This window comes from Plantactinospora sp. KLBMP9567 (genome assembly GCF_033446045.1).
Classification (GTDB): Bacteria; Actinomycetota; Actinomycetes; order Mycobacteriales; family Micromonosporaceae; genus Plantactinospora.
In genome coordinates, this window is sequence record NZ_JAWQRR010000056.1 from 97,091 (window position 1) to 119,942 (window position 22,852).

A 22,852-nucleotide genomic window follows, 5' to 3' on the forward strand; every position below is an offset into this window, starting at 1 on the left:
GGGCCGGCCGGTCAGGAGCGCCAGGTCCCGGGGCGGGGTGGAGCTAACGCCACCCCGCCCCGTAACGGTCCGGAACCGGTCAGTAGACGACGTGCTTGCCGCCGTCGACGATGACCGTCTCACCGGTGACCATGTCCATGCCGAGCAGCCCGAGCACCGCCTGCGCCACGTGTTCCGGGTCGGCGGTGCGGCGCAGCGGCACCATCTCGCGCTCCCGGGCACTGCGCTGCGCGAAGCCCTGTTCGCCGTGCAGGCCGGGCTGCCAGCGGGTGTGCTGCACCGTGCCGGGTGCCACCGCGTTGACCCGTACCTCCGGGGCGAGCGCCACCGCCAGGTTGCGGGTGAGCTGGAGCATCGCCGCCTTGCTCACCCCGTAGGCGATCGAGGAGCCGCCGGCCCGGTAGCCGGAGATGGACGAGATGTTGACGATCGCGCCGCCGGAGGAGCGCAGCGCGGGGGCGAAGGCGCGGGCGCAGCGGAACGCACCGAGCAGGTTGACGTCGAGCACATCCCGCCAGATCTCGTCGGTCAGGCCGTCCAGGTCGGGGTGCTCCACCGCCCGGGTGCCGCCGGCGTTGTTGACCAGCACGTCGACCCGGCCGAAGGTGCCGAGCACCTGCTCGGCCATGGTGCGAACCTGGGTGTCGTGCGTGACGTCGGCGGCGACCGCGCAGGACCGGCCGGCCCACTCCCGGGCCTGCGCCGCGGTCTCCTCGGCCTCCGCCCGCGACCGGCTGAAGTTGACCACCACGGCGTCCGCGCCGGCCCGGGCCAGCGCCAGGCTCACCGCCCGGCCGATCCCGGTGCCACCGCCGGTGACCACCGCGACGGTCTTCTCCAGCTTCATCGCGCGGTCTCCATCGGAGTCGAGGCCGTCGGCGGCCCGTCCGCCGCCTTCCCGCCCGGTTCCTCCTGGTACGCGTGCACGGCGCCGATGTCCATCGTCCGGGTCTCCCGGGCGACCAGGAACGCCACCAGCGAGACGACCGCCGTGAAGATGATCCAGAGCGCGACCAGCCAGGGCGAGCCGTCAGCGGTGCTGAGCAGTGCCGCCGCGACCAGCGGGGAGAAGCCGGAGATGGCGGCGCCGATCTCCCGGGAGGCGGCGAACCCGGTGTACCGGACCCCGGCGCCGAACAGCTCCGCGTAGAACGCCGGCTGTACGGCGATCATCGGTGCGAAGCCGATGCCACCGGCGATGATCAGGGCCAGCCAGATCAGCACCGGCACCTCGGTGTCGAGCAGCCAGAAGTACGGGAAGGCGAAGGCGGCGGTGAAGACCACGCTGAACACGTTCAGCGGCTTGCGGCCGATCCGGTCCGACAGCGCGCCGTAGACCGGTTGGACCGCGATCACCACCAGGCCCATCAGGATCACGCCGGTCAGCGCCACCCAGCGCGGCTGGTCGAGTTCGTTGGTCAGGTAGGCGACGCTGAAGGTGGCGAAGATGTAGACGATCGCGGTGTCGCAGATGTGCGCCCCGATCCCGACCAGGAAGTTGCGGGGATACATCTTCAGGGTGTCCAGGATCGGCGTCTGCACCACCGTCCGGCTGCGCTCCATCCGGCGGAACACCGGCGACTCGGTGACCCGGAGCCGTACGTAGATGGTCACGAAGATCATCAGGAAGCTGGCCAGGAACGGGATCCGCCAGCCCCAGGATTCGAGCTGGTCGTCGGGGAGCATCCCGACCAGCAGGAACGAGACGGTACCGAGCACCAGACCGATCTGCACCCCGGTCTGGGCGTACGAGGCGTAGTAGCCCCGCCGGTCCGGTGGGGCGTGCTCGGCGAGCAGCGTCGACGCGCCGCCGAACTCGGCTCCGGCGCCGAGGCCCTGGCAGATCCGCATCAGCACCAACAGGATCGGCGCCCATACCCCGATCTGGTCGTACGTCGGCAGCAGGCCGATCAGCCCGGTCGCGATGCCCATCACCAGGGTGGTGATGATCAGTGTGGAGCGCCGGCCGATCCGGTCACCGAGCCGGCCGAAGAAGAAGCCGCCGACCGGGCGGAACAGGAACGCCACCCCGAAGGTGGCGAACGCGACGAGCGTGCCGACCGCCGGCTCGGCGTCCGGGAAGAAGATGTCGTTGAAGACCAGTGCGGCGGCGGTGCCGTAGATGAAGAAGTCGTACCACTCCAGGGCGGTGCCGACCAGCGAGGCCGAGACGACCCGGCGCAGCTCGGCGGGCGGGGTGGTCTCCTGGTCGGACGGCGCGGAGGCGGTCTCGGGCTCAGGCGGGGGCGCGGGGTCCACCGGCGATGTCATCACGATCCTCCTCGGGCGAGGGGGCCGCGCGGTCCGCGCGGCTTCGGGGGTGGGGTACGGGTACGCCGGGCAGTTCGGGCCCGCCCGGCAGTTCGGCCAGTTCGCGCCAGGTGGACGGGGCCAGGGGGATCCCGTCGGAGATCCGGCTGGCGCGGGTGCGCGCCTCCTTCTCGCCGGGGACCAGCACGCCGTCCGGGCCGGGGTCGCGCGCGACGGCGGGCGCGGTGTCGCCGAGCAGCCGGCAGAACCCCTCCGACTGGGTCCGGAACCCGGACACCGGCAGGAAGGTCCCGATGTCGATGGCGATCAGTACGGTGCCGTTGGTGTTGTCGTAGCCGGGCAGACTGGAGATTCCGGCGCCGGACAGCAGCCCGCCGACGATCTCGATCATCACGCTGAGGCCGTAGCCCTTGTGCTGGCCGAACGGCAGCAGCGCGCCTCCGGAGTAGAAGTCGGACGGGTCGGTGGAGTCACGGCCCTCCGCGTCGACCAGCAGGCCGGCGCCGACCCGTTCCTGCCGGACCAGCGAGAGCGCGAGCTTGCCCTCGGCGATCGCCGAGGTGGCGAAGTCGACCACCACCGGTGGCCGCCCCTCGGCCCGGGGCGCCGACCAGGCGAGCGGGTTGGTGCCGAGCCGGCGCTGCCGGCCGCCGTACGGGGCGACGGTCGGGTCGATGTTGCAGAAGGCCAGCCCGATCGCGTCCGTCTCGGCGAGCAGTTGCACGTACTCGCCGAGCCGGCCGATGTGGTTGCAGTTGCCGATCGTCACCACGCCGACGCCGTACTCCCGGGCGAGTTCGCGGGCCTCGGTCACGGCCAGCCGGGCGGCGAGCTGGCCGAACCCGCGCCGGCCGTCGACGACCGCGGTAGCCCGGTGCCGGCGGCGGATGACGGGGTCGGCCGACGGATCGATCATGCGGCCACGTACCGCGTCGACGTACGGAACCAGCCGGCGTACCCCGTGCGAGTCGTGCCCGACCAGGTCGGACTCGACCAGCGAGGTGGCGACGGCCCGGGCGGGCGGCTCCGGGCTGCCGGCGGTGGTGAGGATCCGGGCGGCGATCTCCACCAGTTCGTCCGCCGGTACGGCGACCGGCGGCATCTCGTCGTCGGCCGGCCGGCCGGGATGGTCCGGCGCGTGGCCGCTCGGCACGGTCGACCAGGACGGCGGACGATGCGCCGCGCTGTCGTCGACCCGGTTCCGGTCCTCGCCGCGCGCCATCTGGGGTCACCTCCGGAGCACACCGTTCCGCCCTGCGGAACGGTGTTCCACAGTTACCTTCGTCACAGTCTGGCCCGTAACGCCGAGCAGCGCAACCGGACGGAAACAATTCGGTACTCAACAGGATCGGACGGGGCCGGGGGTTGGAGTCAGCAGGCGCCTTCCGTCACCGTGACGGTGGGATACGAGGGCGACTGGTCGGAGAAGTTGCGTTCGAGCCGCACCGCCAGGCAGACCGGGTGGTCACCGTCCGCGTTGGTGAACTCGTAGAGGTCCCCCCGGGAGTCCTCCCCGGCGTCCTCGATCCGCAGTTCGGAGAGGATGTTCCGGGAGTATTTGCCGCTACCGCCACGGTTGCCCGCCGAGGCCGCCTCGTGGACGTCGACGACCAGACCGTGCACCGGCGTGCGCTCCAACTCGTACGCGGTGTTCCGGGCCGCCGAGTACACCCCGGAGCGGTCGAGGTCGGAGCTCTGGTAGATCACGACCACCGCGACGATCGACGCCAGCCCCAACAGCGCGAAGACCAGAGCCCGGGGCAGCCGCCGATCGTTCTGCCGGGCGGAGAACCGGTCCGCTGGATGATCGCTCAACGTCTCCTCCGGAAGGATGTCCGTCAGCGCGTTCGAGCCGTCCGTGCACTCTACTCCGGCCGGTCGACGCGGGTGGCCCGGCCGATGGCGGTGCTCCTGCTCGGCCCGACAGCCGATCGACCCGGGACAGGCCCCGGGGCGCCGAATCACCAGAGGCGGGCGCCGGGCCGATCGGCCAGGGACAGGGGCCGGGCCCGATCGGCCAGGTCAGCTCGGGACGGTGCGGGCGCCGAGGGCCCGGGAGACCTGTCCGGCGGCCTCGACCACCTGCCGGCCCACCTCGTCCGCCGACTGGTCCGCCGCCTCGTAGCTGAGCGTCGCCGCGCTCACCCCGCCGATCACGTGCCCGGCGTGGTCGTACACCGCCGCGCCGGTCGCGGAGACCCCGGACTCGTTCTCCTCGTGGTCCTCGGCCCAGCCCCGGGACCGGACCGTGGCGAGCTCGGCGAGCAGCGGTCCGACCTCGACGATCGTGCCCGGCGTGTGCCGGCGCAGCCCGGTCCGCTCGGCGAGCGCCACCACCCGGTCGTCGTCCAGGGTCGCCAGGACCGCCTTGCCGATCGACGTACTGTGCAGGTCGAGGCTCATCCCGACCCGGGAAGCGAGCTGGTACGGCTTGCCCGCCTCCACCTTGGCCACGTAGACCGCCTCGTCACCGTGCAGCAGCGCCAGGTGCACCGTACGGCCGGTGCGCCGTTGCAGCTCCTCCAACTCGGGGCGTACCCGGGCGGGCAGGTCCAGCCGGTGCATCACCCGGCCGGCCAGCGCGAGCATCCGGGGGCCGGTGAAGTAGTCCCCGTTGCCGGTGGGCCGGGCCAGCCCGCGCTCGACCATCACCTGGAGAATCCGGTGCACGGTCGCCTTCGGCAGGTTCGTCGCCGCCGCGATGTCGGTCAGCCGGCTGTGCTCGACCAGTGCCTCCAACACCGCGAACGTCTTGTCCGAAGCGCTCGCACCGGTCCGGTCAGCCATGGTTCCAATGTAGGGAATGCCGCCGGTCGGCTCGCTCGGGCCGCATCCGCGGCGTCAGCCCGCGTCGGGGCGGCCGGCGGCGGCCACCAGTACCGCCGGGTCGACGTTGCCGCCGCTGACCACCGCCACCGTACGCCCGGCGGGCAGCTCGGCAGCGTGGAACATCCGGGCGGCGGTGGCCACCGCGCCGCTCGGCTCCACCACCAGCCGGGCGTCCCGGACCAACCGGGTCGTCGCGGCGGCGATCTCCTCCTCACTGACCGTCACGATGCCGTCCAGCCGGGCGCGCAGGTGTGCGAAGGTCAGCGCGGAGAGGTTGGTCCGCAGCCCGTCCGCGCTGGTCCGATAGGTGCGGGCCGGTTCCCACTGGCGCAGCTCGCCGCCGCGCAACGACTCGGCGGCGTCGGCGGCGAGTGCCGGCTCGACCCCGATGACCCGGGCACCCGGACGCAGCGCCTTGACCGCGGTGGCGACTCCGGAGGCGAGTCCGCCCCCGCCGACCGGCACCAGCAGCACGTCCAGCTCGGGCAGGTCGTCGAGCACCTCCAGTCCGATGGTGCCCTGGCCGGCGATGATCCGCCGGTCGTCGAAGGGCGGGATCAGGGTCCGCCCCTGCTCGGCGGCGATCGACTCGGCGACCGCCAGCCGATCGGCCGGGGCGACCATGCGTACCTCGGCGCCGAGAGCGCGTACCCGGTCGACCTTTGCCGCCGGAGCACCCTCGGGAATCACCACGGTGCACGGCACGCCCCGGGCCCGGGCGGCATAGGCAAGCGCCTGCCCATGGTTGCCGGAGGAGTGCGTGACCACGCCTCGGGCCCGCCGGTCGGCGTCGAGCCGGGCCACCGCGTGCATCGCACCACGCAGCTTGAACGAGCCGACCGGTTGCAGGCTCTCCGGCTTCAGCCAGAGCCGGTCGTCCCAGCGGCAGGGCAGCAGGGGCGTACGCAGCACCACACCGGTCAGGTCCCCCGCCGCGGCCCGTACGTCGTCGACGGTAACGAGATCCACCGGATCATCCTGCCACTGCGCTCACCCGCCGGTCCGGAGCGGTGCGGTCGGACCCTCCCCGCCTCGCCGTCGGGTACGAAGATGACGATCCCACCGGGATGAATACGGCTAAAGCCTACTATTTTCCAGAGGCCCCGGACGATATGAGGATCGTGATGACCAGCGCCGACCCGCCCGGCGAGCAGCCGTACCGGCCCGACGCCGGTTTCGGCGACCCGCCGACCGGCGGGGACCGGCCGACCGAGCCGGTCCCCCAGTCGTGGGACTGGGCGATCGACCCACCGCCGCCGGAAGGGCCGACCCGGGAGCCGACCCCGGATCCGGCGGCCGGACCGACCATCGACGAGGTACCGGATCCGCTCCCGTTGACCGGCCGCTTCCCGGACACCGTCGCGCCCGGCGCGGGCCCGCCCTCCCCGCCACCCCTTGAACGGCCCGCCGCAGCGCAGTCCTCGCCGCCTGCCGAGCCGCCGCCTGCCGAGCCGCCCGCCGGGACGGGGCCGACCGGGACTACGGCGGCACCGGCGCCGGACTGGTCCACGCCGGAGACGCGGGTCAGCACACCGCCCCTGAGCGGTTACCCGCCACCGCAGTCGCCGATCTGGGCGCCCCGACCGACCGGGCCGGAGGGCGGGGCCGGGCCGGAGCCGGGCCGCCCATCGCCGGGCGGCACCGCAAAGGTTCCCGAGTTCCTGCGCCCGACCGACCGGCGGTGGTGGTTCCTACTCGGCCTCGTCGCCGCCGTCCTCTCCTGCTGCTGCGTGGCCGCTGCCGTGGTCGCGCTGACCTGGGGGCCGGACTTCTACACCGGGCTGCGCGACCGGGAATCCCGGGTCGTCGGCCTCAACCAGCCGGCCCGGGACGGCGATCTCGAGTTCCAGGTGCAGGAGGTGCGCTGCGGGCTCACCGAGATCGGCGACCCGCTGGTCAGCCAACTCGCGATCGGGCAGTTCTGCGTGGCCGACCTGGCGGTGCGCAACCTGGGCCTGCGACCGGTGACGTTCCAGGACAGCCTGCAGATCGCGTACGGGCCGGCGGGGCAGCGGTTCGGGGTGGACAGTTCGGCCGGGCTGCTCGCCAACGCCGACCAGCTCGGCTTCCTCAGCGAGATCAACCCCGGCAACCGCGTCACCGGGGCGGTCGTCTACGACATCCCGCCCGACGCCCGGATCGTCCGGCTCCGGCTCCGTGCCTCCGCCACCTCACCCGGAATCCAGGTTCGCACCGGATAGTCCGGGGCGACCGGCGTGGCGGGCCGACCGGTCAGCGGGCGTGCCGGAGTGGTGAACCGGGCCGGGTCAGCGGGCGTGCCACGCGGCGAGGACCTCGGCCTCCTCGGCCTCGGTGAGGCCGATCCGCCGGCCCGCCTCCGGGCCGGCCGTGGCGAGCCAGGCGGCGGTGTCCCGAGCCGTCTCGGCAAGTGGCCGCGGCCGCAGCCCGGCCGCCAGGCTGGGAGTCACGTCCCGGGTCAGGAAGCCGGCGTACTCGGGCACCGGCAGCCAGAGCGGCAGCGACCGCGGGCCGGACCAGGGCTCCACCCCCTGCTCCGCCAGGAACTCCTGGGCCACCCAGCTCAGGGCGGCGCCGTCGGGGAGTACGTCGGCCAGGAAGCCGGCCCGGGTCATCGGCGCGCCGGTGCCGTCGTACGTGCCGGTGAGTCCGCGTTCACCGGCCGCGACGATCCAGGCGGCCAGGTCGCGTACGTCCACGAGCTGCACCGCGTCGTCCGGCGAGCCGGGCGCGAGGACCTCGCCACCCCGGGCCGCCCGCCGGACCCAGTACTCGAAGCGCCCGCTCGGATCCTCCGGCCCGACGATCAGCCCGGCCCGGCAGACGAAGACCCGGTCGGCGCCGAACGCCTCCGTCACGATCTGCTCACAGCTCACCTTGCAGGCGCCGTACGACTCCGCGGACAGCTCCGGGTCCTCCGCGTCCCGGGGCGCGGGTGCCAGTACCGGGGCGCTGTCGACCCGCTGGCCGACGGTGGCGGTGTCCGCGTACACCGAGCCGGTCGAGACGAACGTGAAGTGCCCCACCCGGCCGGCAAGCGCGGTCGCCGCGTGCCGGACCTGGTCGGGGTGCCGGGCCACGTCGACGACCGCGTCGAACTCGCCGGTGAGCGCGGCCAGCCCGGCCGGGTCGGTACGGTCCACCCGGACGAAGCGGACGCCGTCCACCGGGTCCCCGGACGAGCCCCGGGCGGCGCAGGTGACGTCGTGGCCGGCGGCGAGGGCCTGCCGGGCGACGGCCCGGCCGAGGAACACGGTGCCGCCGAGGACGAGGGTTCGCATCCGGCGATGGTGCCCGGATCGGGGGCGTCCGGTAACCCCTGTTCGCGCAGAGCGGACCATCTCCGCCGCCCGGGCATCGGGCCGACGGCTGACTTCCGCCGCCCGTCATGCGTACCGGGCCGGTTGTGGAGTACGGTTCGACCGATATCCCAGGAGGTCGCGAATGTCCCTGACGGTGCACACCGAGGAGCGGGCCGACGTCGTCGTCGTGTCGGTCGCGGGCGAACTCGACATGGCCACCGCGCCGAAACTTCAGGACCAGATCACGGACCTGCTGGAGAAGGGGCACACCCGGCTGGTCTTCAACCTGGCCGAACTGACGTTCTGCGACTCCACCGGGCTCTCCGTCTTCGTCCGCGCCCGCAACAGCGCCGACGAGGCCGGCGGCATGGTCCGGCTGGCCGCGCCGCGCCGGGGGGTGCTGCGCATCCTTGAGGTGAGTGGCCTGGTGGAGGTACTCCAGACGCACGCCACGGTGGACGAGGCGGTGGCCGGCGGCCCCGCCCGCACTGACTGAGCGCTCCGCCGGCCGGCGTCCGCCACCGCTTTCCGCCCGCCCCGCACTGGGCACTAGGTTGTCGACCGACACGAATCCGGCAACCTGGAGACGCCAATGCTCAAGGGCTTCAAAGACTTCATCATGCGGGGCAACGTCGTCGACCTCGCCGTCGGCGTGGTCATCGGTGCGGCCTTCACCGGCCTGGTCAACCAGTTCACCAACTCGTTCCTGAAGCCGCTGATCAGCATGTTCGGCGACGGCAAAGGCATCGAGGCGGGCACCTGGGAGCTGCCCAACGACGCCGTGATCGACTGGGCGGCCTTCATCAACGGCGTCATCACCTTCCTGATGACCGCCGCCGTGCTCTACTTCCTGGTGGTCTTCCCGATGAACAAGCTCGCCGAGCGGCGTCAGCGGGGCGAGGAGCCGGCGCCGGCCGCGCCGAGCGAGGAGATCAAGCTGCTCACCGAGATCCGTGACGCGCTGGTCGCCGCCGGCCGGGCGCCGAACCGGCACCTCGAGGGCCCGGACGAGCGCTTCGGCCAGCAGTACCCGCCGGCGCCGCGTCGCCCCTGAGCCCGGCGGCGTCACCTGCCCGGGTGACGGGTCCGACACCCGGCGATCTTCTCGAACGTACGTTCGATAAGGTCCCGGCATGGAACAACGAAAGCACTGGTGGAACGGCAAGTGGGGGCGCCTGGCACGGCGCGATGTCTACCTCCGGGCGGATGCCGACCAGTGGCACGTGGAGCAGCGCGCCGGCGGGGCCGAGGGGATCTCCCGGTTCTACGAGTTCGACAGCGAGGACGCGGCGTACGACGTGGTCCGGACCCTGCTGGCCGGGCCGGACACCTGGCGGGAACTCTCCGCCCGGCCGCCCGGCGCCGACTGACCGACCGGGCGGCAGGCGGCGCCGGCGGTCAGCGGGGCGAAGCCTCCAGCAGGGCGATGGTGCTGAGCGTGACCTGGTCGCGGATCCGGGTCACCGAGGTCTGCCACTGCCGAGTGAACCCCGGCCGGTGTTCGAGGTCCCGCCAGACCGGCAGCACCGACTCGTCCAGCCGGGCGGCCGGCATCCAGAGGTGCAGCAGGCAGTCGATCGCCGGGCGGAGCCGGTCGATCTTCTGCGTCCGGGTGCCGGGCCCGGTGAGGCTGAACTCGATCAGCGACAGCAGCGTGGTGAGCAGCCAGTCGTGCAGCGCCAGGTCCTCGCAGAACTCCACCAGCGCCGGTACGGTCTCCTGCGGCGCGGTCAGTTCCAGGGTGCGCAGCGTGTCGGACTCGATCCGGAACTTCCCGTGCGCCTCGGTCCCCGGGTCGGCGGCCGGCAGCACCGCCCAGCGCAGCCGGGTGCGCTTGGTCCGGAACGGCGGGCGGCGGTCCAGCCGGGACGAGCTCTGCACCGTGTCGATCAGCCGGGCGCTGATCGCACCCAGGTTGAGCGTCTGCGACTGGTAGGTGGGCCCGAGGAAGCCCTGGGCCACGTCCCGGATGTCGACCTTGCCGATCGTCTCCACCCAGCCGGGCCGGGACAGGTAGTGCGACCAGATCAGCCGGCGGTTGCTGGCGGCCCGGTCCAGCCGGGTGTATGTGGAGCCCTGCAACACGTGCCCGCCGGTCACCGCCGCGTGCGAGACCACCGTCCCGACGCCCCGGGTACGGCTTCCGGAGCGGGTCGGCAGCCGGCAGTCCACCCCGGTGAGCTGGTCCGGCGAGACCGCGTACGCGATCGGGCGCTCGGACCGGCGGACCCGCTGGCCGACCAGGAAGTCGAGGAGTTGGGCGGTGTTCTCCAGCGAGAGCGAGCTGGAGTTCTGTAGGAGTCCGGTGTGGACCTCGCCCAGGGTCAGCATTGCGCTCCTCCGCAACCTCTTGGGCACCGTGACCGGCATCACCGGGGCCGCGTCGCCGTGACAGCGTCACCGTAACCGATGTCCGCGACGGGAACGGTGATCGGCGACCGGCAATTCGCGATGGTACGCCGGGCCCGTCGGGTACGCGACGATCGGCCCCTTCCACCAGCGGAAACCACGTCCTTGCGTCCTATTGATACGGTTGCGTTACGCGCCGCTCAGCCGCCCCCTAGGAGCCGCCGTGACCAAGGTCTACGTCTCGGCTACTTTCCGGGATCTCCAGGAGTGCCGGGCCGCCGTCCAACTGGCGCTGCGCCGGCTACGGGTCGAGGACATGGCCATGGAGTCGTACGTGGCCGAGGACCGGCGCCCGCTCGAACGCTGCCTGGCCGACGTCGCCGAGTGTGACGTCTACGTCGGCATCTTCGCCTGGCGGTACGGCTTCATCCCGGCCGGCTACGACCGCTCGATCACCGAACTCGAATACCGGGAGGCGCTGACCGGCGGCAAGCCCTGCCTGATCTTCCTGTTGGACGAGGAGGCGCCCTGGCCGCGCAGCTTCGTCGACCGGGGCCGGGACGCGGAGCGGATCGAGGCGCTCCGGGCGGAGTTGGCCGACCGGCACATGTGCAGCACCTTCCGCGACCCGGCCGACCTGGCCGCGATGGTGACCGCGGCGGTGGCGAACTGTCTCACCGACGCCGGGGTGCCGGCCGGCGGTGGCATGCACACGCTGAGCCGGGACACCCTCAAGCAGTACATGCTGCGGCTGCGCCAGCACTACGGGGTGCTGGACCTGGACGCGTTGACCCCGGAGCAGACCGAGGACTATCTCCGGATCCAGTTGATGTCGGTCTTCGTCGAGCAGTGGGTACGCGAGGACCCGCCCCCGGCCGAGCTGCCCCGGGAGTGGCTGCGCCGGATGCAGTCCGAGGGGCGGATCGGCACCGAGGACGTGCCGGAGGAGGTGGATCCCCGGGAGCTGGTGCAGTTGCACGAGTCGTACCGGGCGAAGCCGTTGCAGCGCCTCTTCGACGTACTCGGCGCGCCGGACCAGCGGGCGATCGTGCTGCTCGGCGACCCCGGCTCGGGCAAGTCGACCGCAGCCCGGTACGTCACGCTCAGCCTCACCGGCGGGCCGGTCGACGACCGGCTGACCGCGCTCGCCGACCACCTGCCGCTGCTGATCGAGCTGCGCTCGTTCATCACCCTGGCCGCCGAGGGCAAGTGCGACAACTTCGTCGACTACCTCGACCACCGGGCCGGCACCGACGGGCTCGGCATCGAGCGGGCCGCGCTGCTGCGGCACCTCGGGGTCGGCGGCCGGGCGGTGATGATCCTGGACGGCCTGGACGAGGTCTTCGACCGGCACCGCCGGGAGGAGGTGGCCCGGCAGATCGCCGGGTTCGCCGCCAACCACCCGCAGGTACGCATGATCGTCACGTCCCGGATCATCGGCTACTCGCGCCGCATCCTGACCAGCGTGGGGTTCGTGCACTACACGTTGCAGGACCTGGACGAGCAGCAGACCGGCGACTTCCTGTCGAGCTGGTACCGGCTGGCGATCCGGGACCGGCCGGAGGACGCGCACGCCCAGCGGGCCCGGCTGCTGGACGCGATGCGGCACTCGCACGCCATCCGGGAACTCGCCGGCAACCCGCTGCTGCTGACCATCCTGGCGATCATCGGCAAGCACCAGCCGCTGCCCCGGGAGCGGTGGAAGCTCTACGACCACGCCGCCACCGTGCTGGTGGCGCAGTGGGACACCGACCGGCACCTGCGGGAGGAGTCTCCGGCCGCCGGCTTCCTGGACCCGGAGGACAAGAAGGAACTGCTGCGCCGGCTGGCGTACCGGATGCAGTCGGCCGACCGTGGGCTGACGGTCAACTACATCGACCGGACGGAACTCAGCGACGTCTTCGAGCAATACCTCGTCGAGCGCTACCGGCGGGACGCCGCCACCGCCCGGACCATCGCACTGGCGATGATCGACCAGTTCCGGGAGCGGAACTTCATCCTCAGCCGGTACGGCCCGCAGGTCTACGGCTTCGTGCACCGCACCTTCCTGGAGTTCTTCTGCGCCGATGCCATCCTGGCCAAGTTCCAGCACGACCAGGTGCTCTCCTTCGAGCAGCTCAAGGAGCTCTTCCGGCAGCACTGGGCCGACCTGTCCTGGCGGGAGGTGCTCCGGCTGCTCGCCGGCGCACTGCACCAGAACCACACCGCGCAGCTCATCCAGTTGCTCACCACCGAGGTCAACCAGCCCTGGCCGCCGGCCGACTTCGCCCCGCCGCCGTGGAACCTGGCGCTGGCCGTGCAGTGCCTGGCCGAGGTGCGCAACCTGCACAGCGCCGCCGCCAAGCCGGCGGAGACGCTGCTGCGGCAGCTCATCCTGCTGCTGGAGCACTGCGTCTCGATCGACGACCGGGAGACCGCCCGGCTGATCGACGAGGAGATCCTGCCGGCTGCCAAGGCGATCGGGGCGAACTGGCCCGGCCGCAAGATCTACCTCTCCTGGTACCGGCGCCGGGGTGTCCGGGTCGTCTGGAACCCGGTCTCCACCCACGCCGCCCGGCTGGCCGCGATGCTCTCCACCCCGGCCGAGCGGATCGACGACCTCTTCGACGACGTGCTCGCCACCATGGACGACAGCCCCGCCTCCTACGCCTCCGTCGCCGGCCTGGCCGAGCTGGCCCAGCTCGCCACCACCGCCGTGGACAGCCCCGCCCACCAGGCCGCCGCCGCGCGGGCCCGGACCCGGCTGATCAAGCGCGCCCGGGCCGACAACCACGCCGGGGTGCGGCTGGCCGCCGTGCAGGCTCTCGGGGAGCGGTTCGGCACCGACCCCGAGGCGCGCGACCTGCTCATCGAACGGGTCCGGGCCGACGGGTACGCCGGGGTGCGGCTCGCCGCGGTGCAGGCGCTCGGCGAGCGGTTCCGGGACGAGCCGAACGTCCGCGACCTGCTCCGGGAACGCGCGCACGCCGACGAGCACGCCAGCGTACGGCGTACCGCGATCCAGACCCTCGGCGACCGGTACGGCGGCGACGACGAACTCCGGGACGTGCTCGTCGAGTGCCTACGCACCGACACCGACGCCGAGGTGACCCGTACCGCCGCGCACGTCCTGGTCGAGCGGTTCGCCGCCACCCGGCACGTCCGGGACCTGCTGATCGATCGTGCCCGCGACGACACCGACCCGGTGACCCGGCGCACCAGCGTGCGGGTCCTCGGCGAGCGGCTGGCCGGCGACGCCAAGGTCCGGGCGGTGCTGATCGACCGGGTCCGGGTAGACCGTGACCCGGGGGTGCTCCGGGCCGCCGCCCGCGCCCTGATCGACCAGCATGGCCCGGACACCGCCACCCGGGACCTGCTGGTCAGCCGCACCGGCGGGGACACCGACGAGACGATCCGGCTGGTCGCGCTGCGGATGCTGGTCGAGCACTTCGAGCGGGACACCGCACTGATCGAGCTGCTGGTCACCGCCGCCCGGCACGACCGGGACGCCGACGTACGGCTGCTCGCCGCCCGGGCGCTGACCGACGAGATCGGCGCCGAGGCCTCGGTCGGGGCGGCGCTCGGCGAACTGGCGCTGCGGGACCGGGACGCCCGGATCCGGCTGGTCGCCGCCCGGGCCCTGATCGAGCGGGTCGGGATGGATTCCGCCGTCTCCGAGGTGCTCGCCGGGCTCGCCCGGGACGACTCCGACGCGGCCGTCCGGCTCGCCGCCGTCAACGCCCTCGCCGACACCGTACGCCGGGATCCGGCCACCCGGGAGGTGGTGCTCGACCGGGCCCGGGACGACTCCGACGCGGAGGTGCGGCTCGCCGCGCTCCGGGCGCTGACCCGGGAGCCGCAACTGTCCGAACAGGTCTACCAGGTGCTGGTCGACCGGGCGCACCATGATCCGGACGCCGGCGTCTTCGCGCTCGCCGCCACGGCGGTGGTGGAGCGGGGCGCCTCCCGGGACGACGTGCACGACCTGCTCGCCGGGCGGGTGCACGGGGACAGCAACGCCCGGGTCCGGCTCGCCGCCGTACGCCTGCTGGTGCAGCGGGTCGGCGTCGACGCCGACGTCCGGGAGGCACTGCTGGAACGGATCCGGCACGACCCCGACGCCGAACTCGTGCACGAGGCCGCCGTCGAACTCGCCACCCGGCTCGGCACCGACGTGGAGCAGTGCGAGGTGCTGATGGCCCGGGCCACCGGAGAGGATCCGCAGATCCGCACCGTGGCGGTACGCATCCTCGGCGAGCACTACGGCGCCGACCGGGCGGTACGCGAGCTGCTGATCGAGCGGGCCGGCCACGACAAGGACGTGCAGGTACGCCGGGAGGTGCTGCGGGTGCTGGGTGAACGCCTCGCCGAGCATCCGGAGGTGCGTACCCTCTTCGTGGAGCGGCTGCGTGACCAGGACTGGTCGGTGCGCGCCGCCACCGTGCAGGCCCTCGGCACCCACTTCGGCGACGACCACCAGACCCGGGAACTGCTGACCGAACTGGCCCGGGACGACCCGGATCCGGGCTTCCGGCGCCGGGCCGGTCAGGTGCTCACCTGGCTGCCGGACGCGGACCCCGACCATCTGCCGGACGTACGGCGGTGAGCGGCGTGAGGTCAGTGAACCTTTTTCAACCTGAACCGCGCGGCGCCCTCGCACCGCGTCCAACCTTGCGGTCCTCCCGACCGCAAGGGGAGATTGAAAAAGGTTCAGTCGCCGACGAAGACGTACTCCGTCCGCTCGACCAGGTCCTTGGGCAGGTCGATGTGCTCGTTGCGGCTGCGGGTCTGTATCTGGTCCAGCACCGCAGGGCTGATCGAGACCTGGCTCAGGATCGTCCGGACGGCATGCTCGATCGGCAGGAAGCGCGAGCCGAGCACGGAGAAGGTCCGGTACGCGCTGAACGGCGCGGCGTGCGGGTTGAGCTTAACCACCGCCGGCATCTCGTCCCAGTCGTCCGGCCAGTCGTCGAGCTGGTAGGGATTGGTCACGCCCTCGCCCTCGTGCCGGAGCAGGCCCAGCCGCATGAGCTGCCAGACGGCCGCCAGGAACGGGCAGGACCAGCGCCGCTGGCCGTTCTCCTCGTAGTCCCACAGCTCGACGTCCATGAAGATGGAGTGCCGGTTCGCCGCGTTCTGCACCGGCGGCTGCCAGGCCCGGCCGGCGCTCATCGCCTGCCCGGGGCCGGAGACCGGCGACCGCTTGCCGTTGCAGAGCCAGCCGGTCTCCGTGGTCGGCGGGCGATCCCCGGTGGTCTCCGGGACCGGATCGGAGACGAGTTGGGTGAGCACCAGCTCGGCGAGCGGGATGTCGTCGGCCTGGGCGCAGCCGGCCTCCCGGGCGAAGTAGTCGATCACCAGCCCGGTGTCCTGCGCGGCCTCGCGTACCTGCTCCATCACCACCCGGGGCGTGCTGAACCGGGTGAAGTAGTCGTCGATCAGGAAACAGGTGCTGATCCGGGGCCGGCCGCTCGGCAGCCGGTCGGCGCAGGCCGCTCGGGCCGCCGCCGCCCAGGGCGCGACCCGGGCGAAGTGCCGGCGGAGCTGGTCGATACCGCCGGCGAACTCCTCGATGTAGAGGTGGCCCAGCTCGACGGAGAGGTGCGAGAGCGGAACGGACTCGACGCTGCGTCTGGCCGCCGTCTCCTCGAAGGTCACATCCGGTCTCATCACAGCATCTCCCAGGCCGCGTCGTCGACGATGAGTTTTGCCAGAGCCGAGAAGGCCTCCACGGTCTCCAGGTTTGCGATCTTGCGCGCGTACACGTCGTTGTCGGAGATGAGCTGCTCGCGCCATTGCAGCACCGGGTCGAGCGGCACGGAGCCGATCAGCATCGTCCGGCCGACCCGGTTGTTGCTGGCCAGCTCCAGCAGGTCCTGGTTGCACTCCCGGAGCCAGGCCACCTGCGCCGGCCGCAGCCCCTCCAACTCGGGCGAGTCGGGGTCGACCACGGCGGTACGCACGAACCGGAGCCGGTTGATCAGGTCCTCGTAGTCGTGTCCGGCCCGGGTACCGGCGTCCAGGATGCCCCGGGTGCCGTAGACCAGGCCCGAGGCGGCGAGGACGTGCTGCCGGGTCCAGCGGTGGAAGACCAGCCAGCGCGACCGTACCGACTTCAGCTCCGGCATGGCGGTGGCGGCCAGCACCATCTGGGTGGCGTACGACCTGCCGGCGCTCAGGTCGACGAGGCTGAGGTCGAACTCCTCTTCCAGCCGCAGGAAGAGCCGGGCACAGCGCTCGATCCGCTCCCGGGTGGCCGGGAACTCCCCGCCGCCGCTGTCGCCGGGCAGTAGCACCAGCCGGCCCGCGCCGGGCGGCCGGTTGCGCAGGCTGGGCCGGTCGGACTCGGTCCACACCTCGATCCGTTGCGGCTCGGCCAGGGCGCCGTCCAGATAGTCGTGCAGCCCACCGCGGGTGGTGCCGTGCACGGCAGAGTCGATGTTGAAGATCGCGCCGGCCGTCGGCGACCCGAAGTCGAAGTCGAGATAGCAGACGTCGCTGCCCTGCAACGCGCTCCGGTAGAGCATGTTGCTGCTGGTGACCGAGCGCCCGGTGCCGCCCTTGTCGGAGGCCGCGAAGATCAGCATTTCAGCCAGCCTCCGCGACGTCGCGCCGGGCCGCGTTCAACTCGTCCAACCGGCGCAGTACCGAGCTGGTCAGCGCCGCCGCCGTGCCGGGCCGCTCGTGCACGATCTCCCGGGCCCGCCGCAGGTTGACCCGGACCATCTGGAGGGTCTGCTGCATCTTCGGGCCCGCCTCCGCCGCGCCGGCCAGCAGCTCGACGTCGTAGAGGTGCTCGGCCTCGTTGAGCAGGTCCAGCGCGTGCATGGTGAGCCGGTCGCTGCGCAGTGGCGGCCGGCGCAGCACGCGTACGGTGGTGACCAGCGACTGCACCACCCGTTCGGTGTAATACCACGAGGGCTCGTCGTGGTATTCGCCGAACTGCTGGAACACCCGGGCCGGCTGGTCCCACAGGCTGCGGCCGGCGCCGCGTTCGAGGCGCCGGAGCACCAGATGATCCCAGACCAGGTCGGCCAGTTCCAGCATCCTGGCCCGCTGGTCGGCATCGCTGAGCAGGCCGGCGATGTACGCGGTGCGCTGCAACAGCAGCGCGGAGAACTCGGTCACCGCCCAGCGCAGCGTCGGCCCGCCGAGCTTGTCGCTGTTCTGCAGGGTCAGCCGTACGCCGGGAGAGTGCAGCGTGAGCGCCGGGTCCTGGTCGAACGGCCGGCGGGTGATCCGCGCCCGGTTGGCCAACTCCTCCAGCACCGCACCGACCCGGCTGAGATCGGCGTCGGCGCCGCGCTCGACCACCAGACCCTTGACCGCCAGTGAGGTCACCAGCAGGGTGTAGTAGTCGGTGGCGTCCCGGTCGGTGGTCCGCCAGGGGATGTCCTCCAGCGGCCAACGATGGCCGTCGCCGAAGGTGGCGACAGTGGCCCAGTAGCCTCGGGTCAGGTCCCACCGCAGTTGCAGCGCCCGGGACAGCCGCTGCTGTTCCTCGTTGAGCAGGCCGAGGATCCGGGTCCGCTCGGTGAAGAGTTCCTCGATCGCGTCGATCGCGATGACGGTGAAGTAGAGGTAGGGCTCCTCGGGCGCCACACCCGACGGCTGCTGGCCGACCGGCTCGGTCGTCTCGACCTCCGGCGCGTCCCGGACGATTCCCCAGGACCAGCCGCACTCGAAGAGCCGGTTCGGACTGTCCAGGTCGGCCACCTGGCCGGAACCGATCATGACCTCGCGGAAGCTCGCGATGGTCTGCCGCAGCCGGCGGCGCAACTGCGCCACGATCTGCCGCTGCGGCAGGTTGCTCTGGTTGAGGGTACGGACCAGCGCCTGGCCCTCGTCGGAATCGACGTCGAAGACGTTCACCGCGAAACTGCGCAGCAGACCCACCATGGCGGCGGTCAGCCGGGCGCTCGCCATGTTCTCCAGCTCGTCGATCTCCCGGAGGATCTCCTCGCGGCGTACCGCGGTGCGGAAGACCCGGGCGAAACCGATGGCGGACAGGGAGAGTGTGATCGACATGGCGAACGAGTCGACGATGTCGAGGTCGAGTTGCTGCTCGGACGGCTCGCCGCCGTCGGTCTGGAAATATGTCCGGCCGGAGAAGACCGGCGTCCCCGATTTGTCGGTGTAGCGCTGGTAATACTCGGTGAGCACCTGGATCAGCACCCGGGGAATCTGGGTGGCGGTGCCGAGCGGGCGCAGCGCCCTGATCATTTCCTCGGCGGTCTCGTCCGGACGGTCCAGTCCGAAGTCCGCCTGGGTGGCCGGCAGCAGGATGCAGAGCAACTGCTCGGCGTCACTGATCGAATTCGGCCCGTCTCGCCCGCCCCACTGCCACTTTCCGTCCTGCCAGCTCGACCGGACGGTGGCCGCCCAGATCTCCAGTAGCTCCTGACGGGGCTGGATCCTCATCTATCGTGCACCACCATCCGCGAAAAACACCGGCTAGGTCGAGCGGCACTCATGTTGTGCGTCGGGAAGACCTCGCGGCTCCCGCACGTGCCTCGATGATAGAGACGTGACCGACCGGCTGCGGTAGCCCCGGCTCCACGACCGGGCATGAATCAAAGGAAGACGCTGGTCACCGCCGCACTGGTCGGCCTCTCCACAGTGGTGCCACGTTTCACCGCGGCCACCCCCTTCGCATCTCGGGCCTATCCATCAATGATGGCGTACGCGTCAAGACGGGCGGAACACCTCGCTGGGCCGGTCACCAGGAACGTCGCACCTCAGTGGCGTCGGCGGTCCGGCTCAGCCGTGCCGGGCCGGGTCGGTGAGCTGCTGGCGTACCGCCCAGAGCGCCGCCTCGGTACGCGACGCCGAGCCGGTCTTGCGGAGCAGATTGGAGACGTGCACGGTGACCGTCCGTACCGAGATGCCGAGCGACCGGGCCACCTGCTTGTTGGACATGCCGGCGGCCAGACAGGACAGCACCTCGATCTCCCGGCCGGTCAGCTCGGCGGTCGGCGCCGGTGGCGGCTCGACGAGCAGCCGCAGGTTGACCGGCTCGGCGACGAGTTCCTCGGGTCGCCGCCCCCGCTCCGCGACCAGCAGTTCCACCAACCGGTACGGGTTGCCGCCGGTACGCCGCCACAGCGCCTCGACGACAGCCGGCGGCACCGGCAGTCCGGGATAGACCTGACCGAGCACGGCGGCCACCTCCGGCCGGCCCAGCGGACCGAGATGCTGCCGGATCGCACCCGGTGCTCCGGAGAGCCGGGCCAGGGTCGCCGTGACCAGTCGGGGCGACACCGCCTCCTCCGGTGGCCGGCTGCCCACCAGCAGCAGGGCCGGTAGATCCGGTGCGGTGGCCAGCTCGCCGACCAGGTTGAGGCTGGCCGGGTCGAGCGCGTGCAGATCCTCCACCACCAGTACCGCCGGCCCGGCACCGACCAGGGCCCGTACGGTGCGTACCGCGAGGCGTAGCAGAGCGTCCGGGGCGTACCGCTCCCGGGGCGCGTTCGGGTGCTGGGCCAGCCAGGCCAGCGCGTCGGGTGGCAACGGCAGCTCGGTGGTGTCCCGACCGCTGAGCGCGGCGGCGAGCCAGTCGTACGGGGCCGGGGTGTGCACCCGGGCGGTACCGGTGAGGATGGTCACCGGTCGGGGCGAGAGACCGTCGAGGGCGGCGCTGATCAGCAGGCTCTTGCCCACCCCGGCGGCGCCGGTGACCACCACGCAGCCGGTCCGGGGGCGGCCACCGGCGACCGTGGCCCAGGCGGAGGCGAACTCGGCCAGTTCGCCGGCACGCCCGACCATGGAGACCGGCATCATTCGTCCAACCCTACGCAGTACTGCGTAGTGACTTTGCCGTGGATCTCGGGGCAAGCTGCACGGTATGACCTTTGTCCTGCGCAGCCTGGCCATCAGCGACCCTGGCCTGGTCCGGCCGAACAACGAGGACGTGGCGTTCGCCGGGAGCCGCCTGATCGCCGTCGCCGACGGTATGGGGGGCGCGCCGGCCGGCGAGGTGGCCAGCGAAATCGCGATCAGCAGCCTGGCCCCGGTGGAGCGGTCCGCGCCCGACGCGGAACCGGTGACGGCCCTGCGGGACGCGATCGGTGCGGCCAACGCCCAGATCCGTGCGGTGACCGACGCCGACCAGGCCACCGAGGGGATGGGCACCACGGTCACCGCGATACTGCTCGCCGGCCGCCGGCTCGCGGTCGCGCACATCGGCGACTCCCGGGGCTATCTGCTGCGGGCCGGCAGGTTGTCGCAGATCACCAGGGACGACACCTTCGTCCAGTCGCTCGTCGACCAGGGCGGGCTGACTCCCGAGGAGGCCCGGCGGCATCCGCAGCGGTCCCTGGTCACCCGGGTGGTGCAGGGCGGCCACCTCGAACCGGCCACGGTCGCGCTGATCGCCCAGCCGGACGACCGGCTGCTGCTCTGCAGCGACGGCCTCTCCGACGTGGTCGACGACGACACCATCGCCGCGACGCTGGCCGGCTTCCCCGACCGCGAGGAGTGCGCGCGACAGTTGGTCAAGCTCGCCCACCAGGCGGGTGCCCCGGACAACGTGACGCTGGTGGTGGCGGACGTGACCGCCGAGTGAACCTCCTTCGACCTCCCCTCGCGGTCCGTCGCGGCCACGGATGGAAGTCGGGGGTGCCCGCAGCGCACCGTTCAGGTTGAATAATTGCCCCATCACATGGCCGACCCGGCCGCGATCGGCCCGGGCGGGAGGGGGCGGCGCGGTGGCCCTGATCGACCTCGGCGAGGAGCGTTACGACGCGCCGGCCGGCCCGGTCCCGCCCCGTCGGGTGCGCCGGCAGCGGCTCCGGACGACCGCGCTGGTGCTGGCCGGTGCGCTGGTGCTCGGCGCGGGCGGTGCGGCACCACCCGTGGCGCCGCTGCTGACCGAGCTGTACCGGGCGCCGCTGGACGCCGGCGGCGACTTCACGCTGACCGGTGACCGGCTCTTTGTCACCGAGCCACTCGGCGGCGGCGGACACCAGGTCAGCGCGTACGACCTGGTGCGGGGGCGGCAGCTCTGGAGCGGCACGTACCGGATCGAGCAGCAGGTGGGGCTCTATCCGCACGGCGGGCTGCTGATGGTGGTGGAGGAGGGTCGGCCGCAGAACCGACCCTTCCAGACCCTCGTCCTGGACGCCGGCACCGGGCAGACGCGTCTGTCGGTGCAGTCCCATCTGACCGTGCTGCCCGAGGAGCGGGTCGCGCTGGTCGTCGAGGAGGTCTTCCCAGCGGGCTCGCGGGTCGATCCGGACAACCCGCCGCCGGTGACCACCATGATCTACCGCGGGTCCGGGGGTGGCGGCATGTACACGGCGCCGCCGCTCGGGGAGACCGGCCGGGTGATCGACCTCGACACCGGCCGGGACCTGTGGACCTCACCGCTGGTCGCCGGCATCGCCACCGTACCGGCCGCCGCCGGGCGGCCCACCGCCCTGCTGGCCGGGCACTGGGACGGCCGGCTCGAGCTGCGGGACCTTCGCACCGGAGCGGTCCGGCAGCGGATCGACCCGGCGGCCAGCCCGCCCCGGTACGCGGAGGTGACCGGCGACTCGCTGCTGGTGCGGTTCGAGTCGCAGGTCGCCGTCTATTCGGCAGATCTCCGGCAGCGTCGATGGATCCGGGCGATGCCGGCGGACCAGGGGTCCGTCAACGTGTGCGGACCGATGCTGTGCCTGGACCGCCACGACCCGGTGGCCGTCGAGGGGCTCGATCCGCTCACCGGCGACACCGTGTGGCGGTTCACCGATCAGGTGTGGCTGACCCCGCACGGCGTCCACCTCGTGGAGTACGGCCTGGACGGCACCATCCGCCGGGCGGTGGACCCGCGCACCGGGCGTACCGTGCTGGACCTCACCGGGTGGACCGAGGCCAACGGCTTTTCCTCGACCGATCCGCTGCTGCTGCTGCGCCGGACCCGCAGCGGCCTCCGCACCTGGCTGGGCCTGCTCGATCCGGAGGGTACGGCGGTCCGCCCGCTGGACCCGCTGCCCTTCGCGCTCTCCTCCTGCCAGGTGACGACCGGCGCGTTCGCCTGCCGCACCCAGTTCGGCGACGTACGGGTCTGGCGGTTCCCGCCGCAGCCGACTCCGGCGGAGTGAGCGGCGGCCACCGGAAGCGCCGGATTGGTCCCGCGCCGGCGGCTCCGCTCGGTAATCTCG

Annotated in this window: 19 protein-coding genes; 7 read left to right on the forward strand and 12 right to left on the reverse strand. The window is 72.2% G+C overall.

Going from position 1 to position 22,852, the window contains the following annotated elements; genetic code table 11:
• Positions 1-79: 79 nt before the first annotated feature.
• From R6Y94_RS40370 to R6Y94_RS40395, 6 genes are all read right to left on the reverse strand, one after another.
• Positions 80-847, reverse strand: coding sequence for an SDR family oxidoreductase (locus R6Y94_RS40370; RefSeq protein WP_318402121.1), 768 nt, complete (start codon positions 845-847; stop codon positions 80-82).
• A complete protein-coding gene (locus R6Y94_RS40375) occupies positions 844-2,271 on the reverse strand; it encodes an MFS transporter (protein ID WP_318402122.1) in 1,428 nt (475 codons plus the stop codon). The genes R6Y94_RS40370 and R6Y94_RS40375 overlap by 4 nt, the downstream gene beginning before the upstream one ends.
• Positions 2,237-3,493, reverse strand: coding sequence for an Ldh family oxidoreductase (locus R6Y94_RS40380; protein WP_318402124.1), 1,257 nt, complete (start codon positions 3,491-3,493; stop codon positions 2,237-2,239). The genes R6Y94_RS40375 and R6Y94_RS40380 overlap by 35 nt, the downstream gene beginning before the upstream one ends.
• A 149-nt stretch (positions 3,494-3,642) precedes the next feature.
• A complete protein-coding gene (locus tag R6Y94_RS40385) occupies positions 3,643-4,086 on the reverse strand; it encodes a hypothetical protein (RefSeq protein ID WP_318402126.1) in 444 nt (147 codons plus the stop codon).
• A 207-nt stretch (positions 4,087-4,293) separates the two neighbouring features.
• Positions 4,294-5,058, reverse strand: coding sequence for an IclR family transcriptional regulator (locus R6Y94_RS40390; protein WP_318402128.1), 765 nt, complete (start codon positions 5,056-5,058; stop codon positions 4,294-4,296).
• A gap of 54 nt (positions 5,059-5,112) precedes the next feature.
• Complete coding sequence (locus R6Y94_RS40395; RefSeq protein WP_318402129.1) at positions 5,113-6,069, reverse strand: threonine/serine dehydratase; 957 nt, start codon at positions 6,067-6,069, stop codon at positions 5,113-5,115.
• A gap of 155 nt (positions 6,070-6,224) precedes the next feature.
• Between R6Y94_RS40395 and R6Y94_RS40400 the strand changes: the two genes are divergently transcribed.
• Positions 6,225-7,301 (forward strand): DUF4352 domain-containing protein, encoded by a 1,077-nt coding sequence (locus tag R6Y94_RS40400; RefSeq protein ID WP_318402130.1) that lies wholly within the window; start codon positions 6,225-6,227, stop codon positions 7,299-7,301.
• Positions 7,302-7,367: 66 nt separating this feature from the next.
• Here the strand turns inward: R6Y94_RS40400 and R6Y94_RS40405 are convergent, their stop codons facing one another.
• Positions 7,368-8,360, reverse strand: a complete 993-nt coding sequence (locus tag R6Y94_RS40405) for an NAD-dependent epimerase/dehydratase family protein (protein WP_318402131.1) — start codon at positions 8,358-8,360, stop codon at positions 7,368-7,370.
• A 163-nt stretch (positions 8,361-8,523) separates the two neighbouring features.
• Between R6Y94_RS40405 and R6Y94_RS40410 the strand changes: the two genes are divergently transcribed.
• The 3 genes from R6Y94_RS40410 to R6Y94_RS40420 all read left to right on the forward strand — a co-directional run bounded on the left by R6Y94_RS40410 (position 8,524) and on the right by R6Y94_RS40420 (position 9,751).
• Positions 8,524-8,877, forward strand: coding sequence for an STAS domain-containing protein (locus R6Y94_RS40410; RefSeq protein ID WP_318402132.1), 354 nt, complete (start codon positions 8,524-8,526; stop codon positions 8,875-8,877).
• Between the two features lie 96 nt (positions 8,878-8,973).
• On the forward strand, positions 8,974-9,435 hold the full coding sequence (gene mscL, locus R6Y94_RS40415; protein ID WP_318402134.1) for a large conductance mechanosensitive channel protein MscL: 462 nt from the start codon (positions 8,974-8,976) through the stop codon (positions 9,433-9,435).
• A 79-nt stretch (positions 9,436-9,514) separates the two neighbouring features.
• Complete coding sequence (locus R6Y94_RS40420; protein ID WP_318402136.1) at positions 9,515-9,751, forward strand: hypothetical protein; 237 nt, start codon at positions 9,515-9,517, stop codon at positions 9,749-9,751.
• 28 nt (positions 9,752-9,779) lie between these two features.
• Here R6Y94_RS40420 and R6Y94_RS40425 read toward each other — a convergent pair whose 3' ends face one another.
• Positions 9,780-10,712: an SCO2521 family protein gene (locus R6Y94_RS40425; protein WP_318402137.1), complete on the reverse strand. Its 933-nt coding sequence runs from the start codon at positions 10,710-10,712 to the stop codon at positions 9,780-9,782.
• 241 nt (positions 10,713-10,953) lie between these two features.
• Between R6Y94_RS40425 and R6Y94_RS40430 the strand changes: the two genes are divergently transcribed.
• Positions 10,954-15,315: a HEAT repeat domain-containing protein gene (locus tag R6Y94_RS40430; protein ID WP_318402139.1), complete on the forward strand. Its 4,362-nt coding sequence runs from the start codon at positions 10,954-10,956 to the stop codon at positions 15,313-15,315.
• A 104-nt stretch (positions 15,316-15,419) separates the two neighbouring features.
• Here R6Y94_RS40430 and R6Y94_RS40435 read toward each other — a convergent pair whose 3' ends face one another.
• The 4 genes from R6Y94_RS40435 to R6Y94_RS40450 form a co-directional block, all read right to left on the reverse strand.
• Positions 15,420-16,379, reverse strand: coding sequence for an SCO2522 family protein (locus tag R6Y94_RS40435; protein ID WP_318402141.1), 960 nt, complete (start codon positions 16,377-16,379; stop codon positions 15,420-15,422).
• Positions 16,379-17,296: an SCO2523 family variant P-loop protein gene (locus R6Y94_RS40440; RefSeq protein ID WP_318402143.1), complete on the reverse strand. Its 918-nt coding sequence runs from the start codon at positions 17,294-17,296 to the stop codon at positions 16,379-16,381. The genes R6Y94_RS40435 and R6Y94_RS40440 overlap by 1 nt, the downstream gene beginning before the upstream one ends.
• A gap of 1 nt (position 17,297) precedes the next feature.
• Positions 17,298-19,130: an SCO2524 family protein gene (locus R6Y94_RS40445; RefSeq protein ID WP_318402145.1), complete on the reverse strand. Its 1,833-nt coding sequence runs from the start codon at positions 19,128-19,130 to the stop codon at positions 17,298-17,300.
• Positions 19,131-19,469: 339 nt separating this feature from the next.
• Complete coding sequence (locus tag R6Y94_RS40450; RefSeq protein ID WP_318402147.1) at positions 19,470-20,489, reverse strand: LuxR family transcriptional regulator; 1,020 nt, start codon at positions 20,487-20,489, stop codon at positions 19,470-19,472.
• Between the two features lie 64 nt (positions 20,490-20,553).
• On the opposite strand from R6Y94_RS40450, the gene R6Y94_RS40455 reads away from it, so the two are divergent.
• Positions 20,554-21,273: a PP2C family protein-serine/threonine phosphatase gene (locus tag R6Y94_RS40455; RefSeq protein ID WP_318402149.1), complete on the forward strand. Its 720-nt coding sequence runs from the start codon at positions 20,554-20,556 to the stop codon at positions 21,271-21,273.
• 142 nt (positions 21,274-21,415) lie between these two features.
• Positions 21,416-22,792, forward strand: coding sequence for a hypothetical protein (locus R6Y94_RS40460; RefSeq protein WP_318402151.1), 1,377 nt, complete (start codon positions 21,416-21,418; stop codon positions 22,790-22,792).
• Positions 22,793-22,852 lie beyond the last annotated feature (60 nt).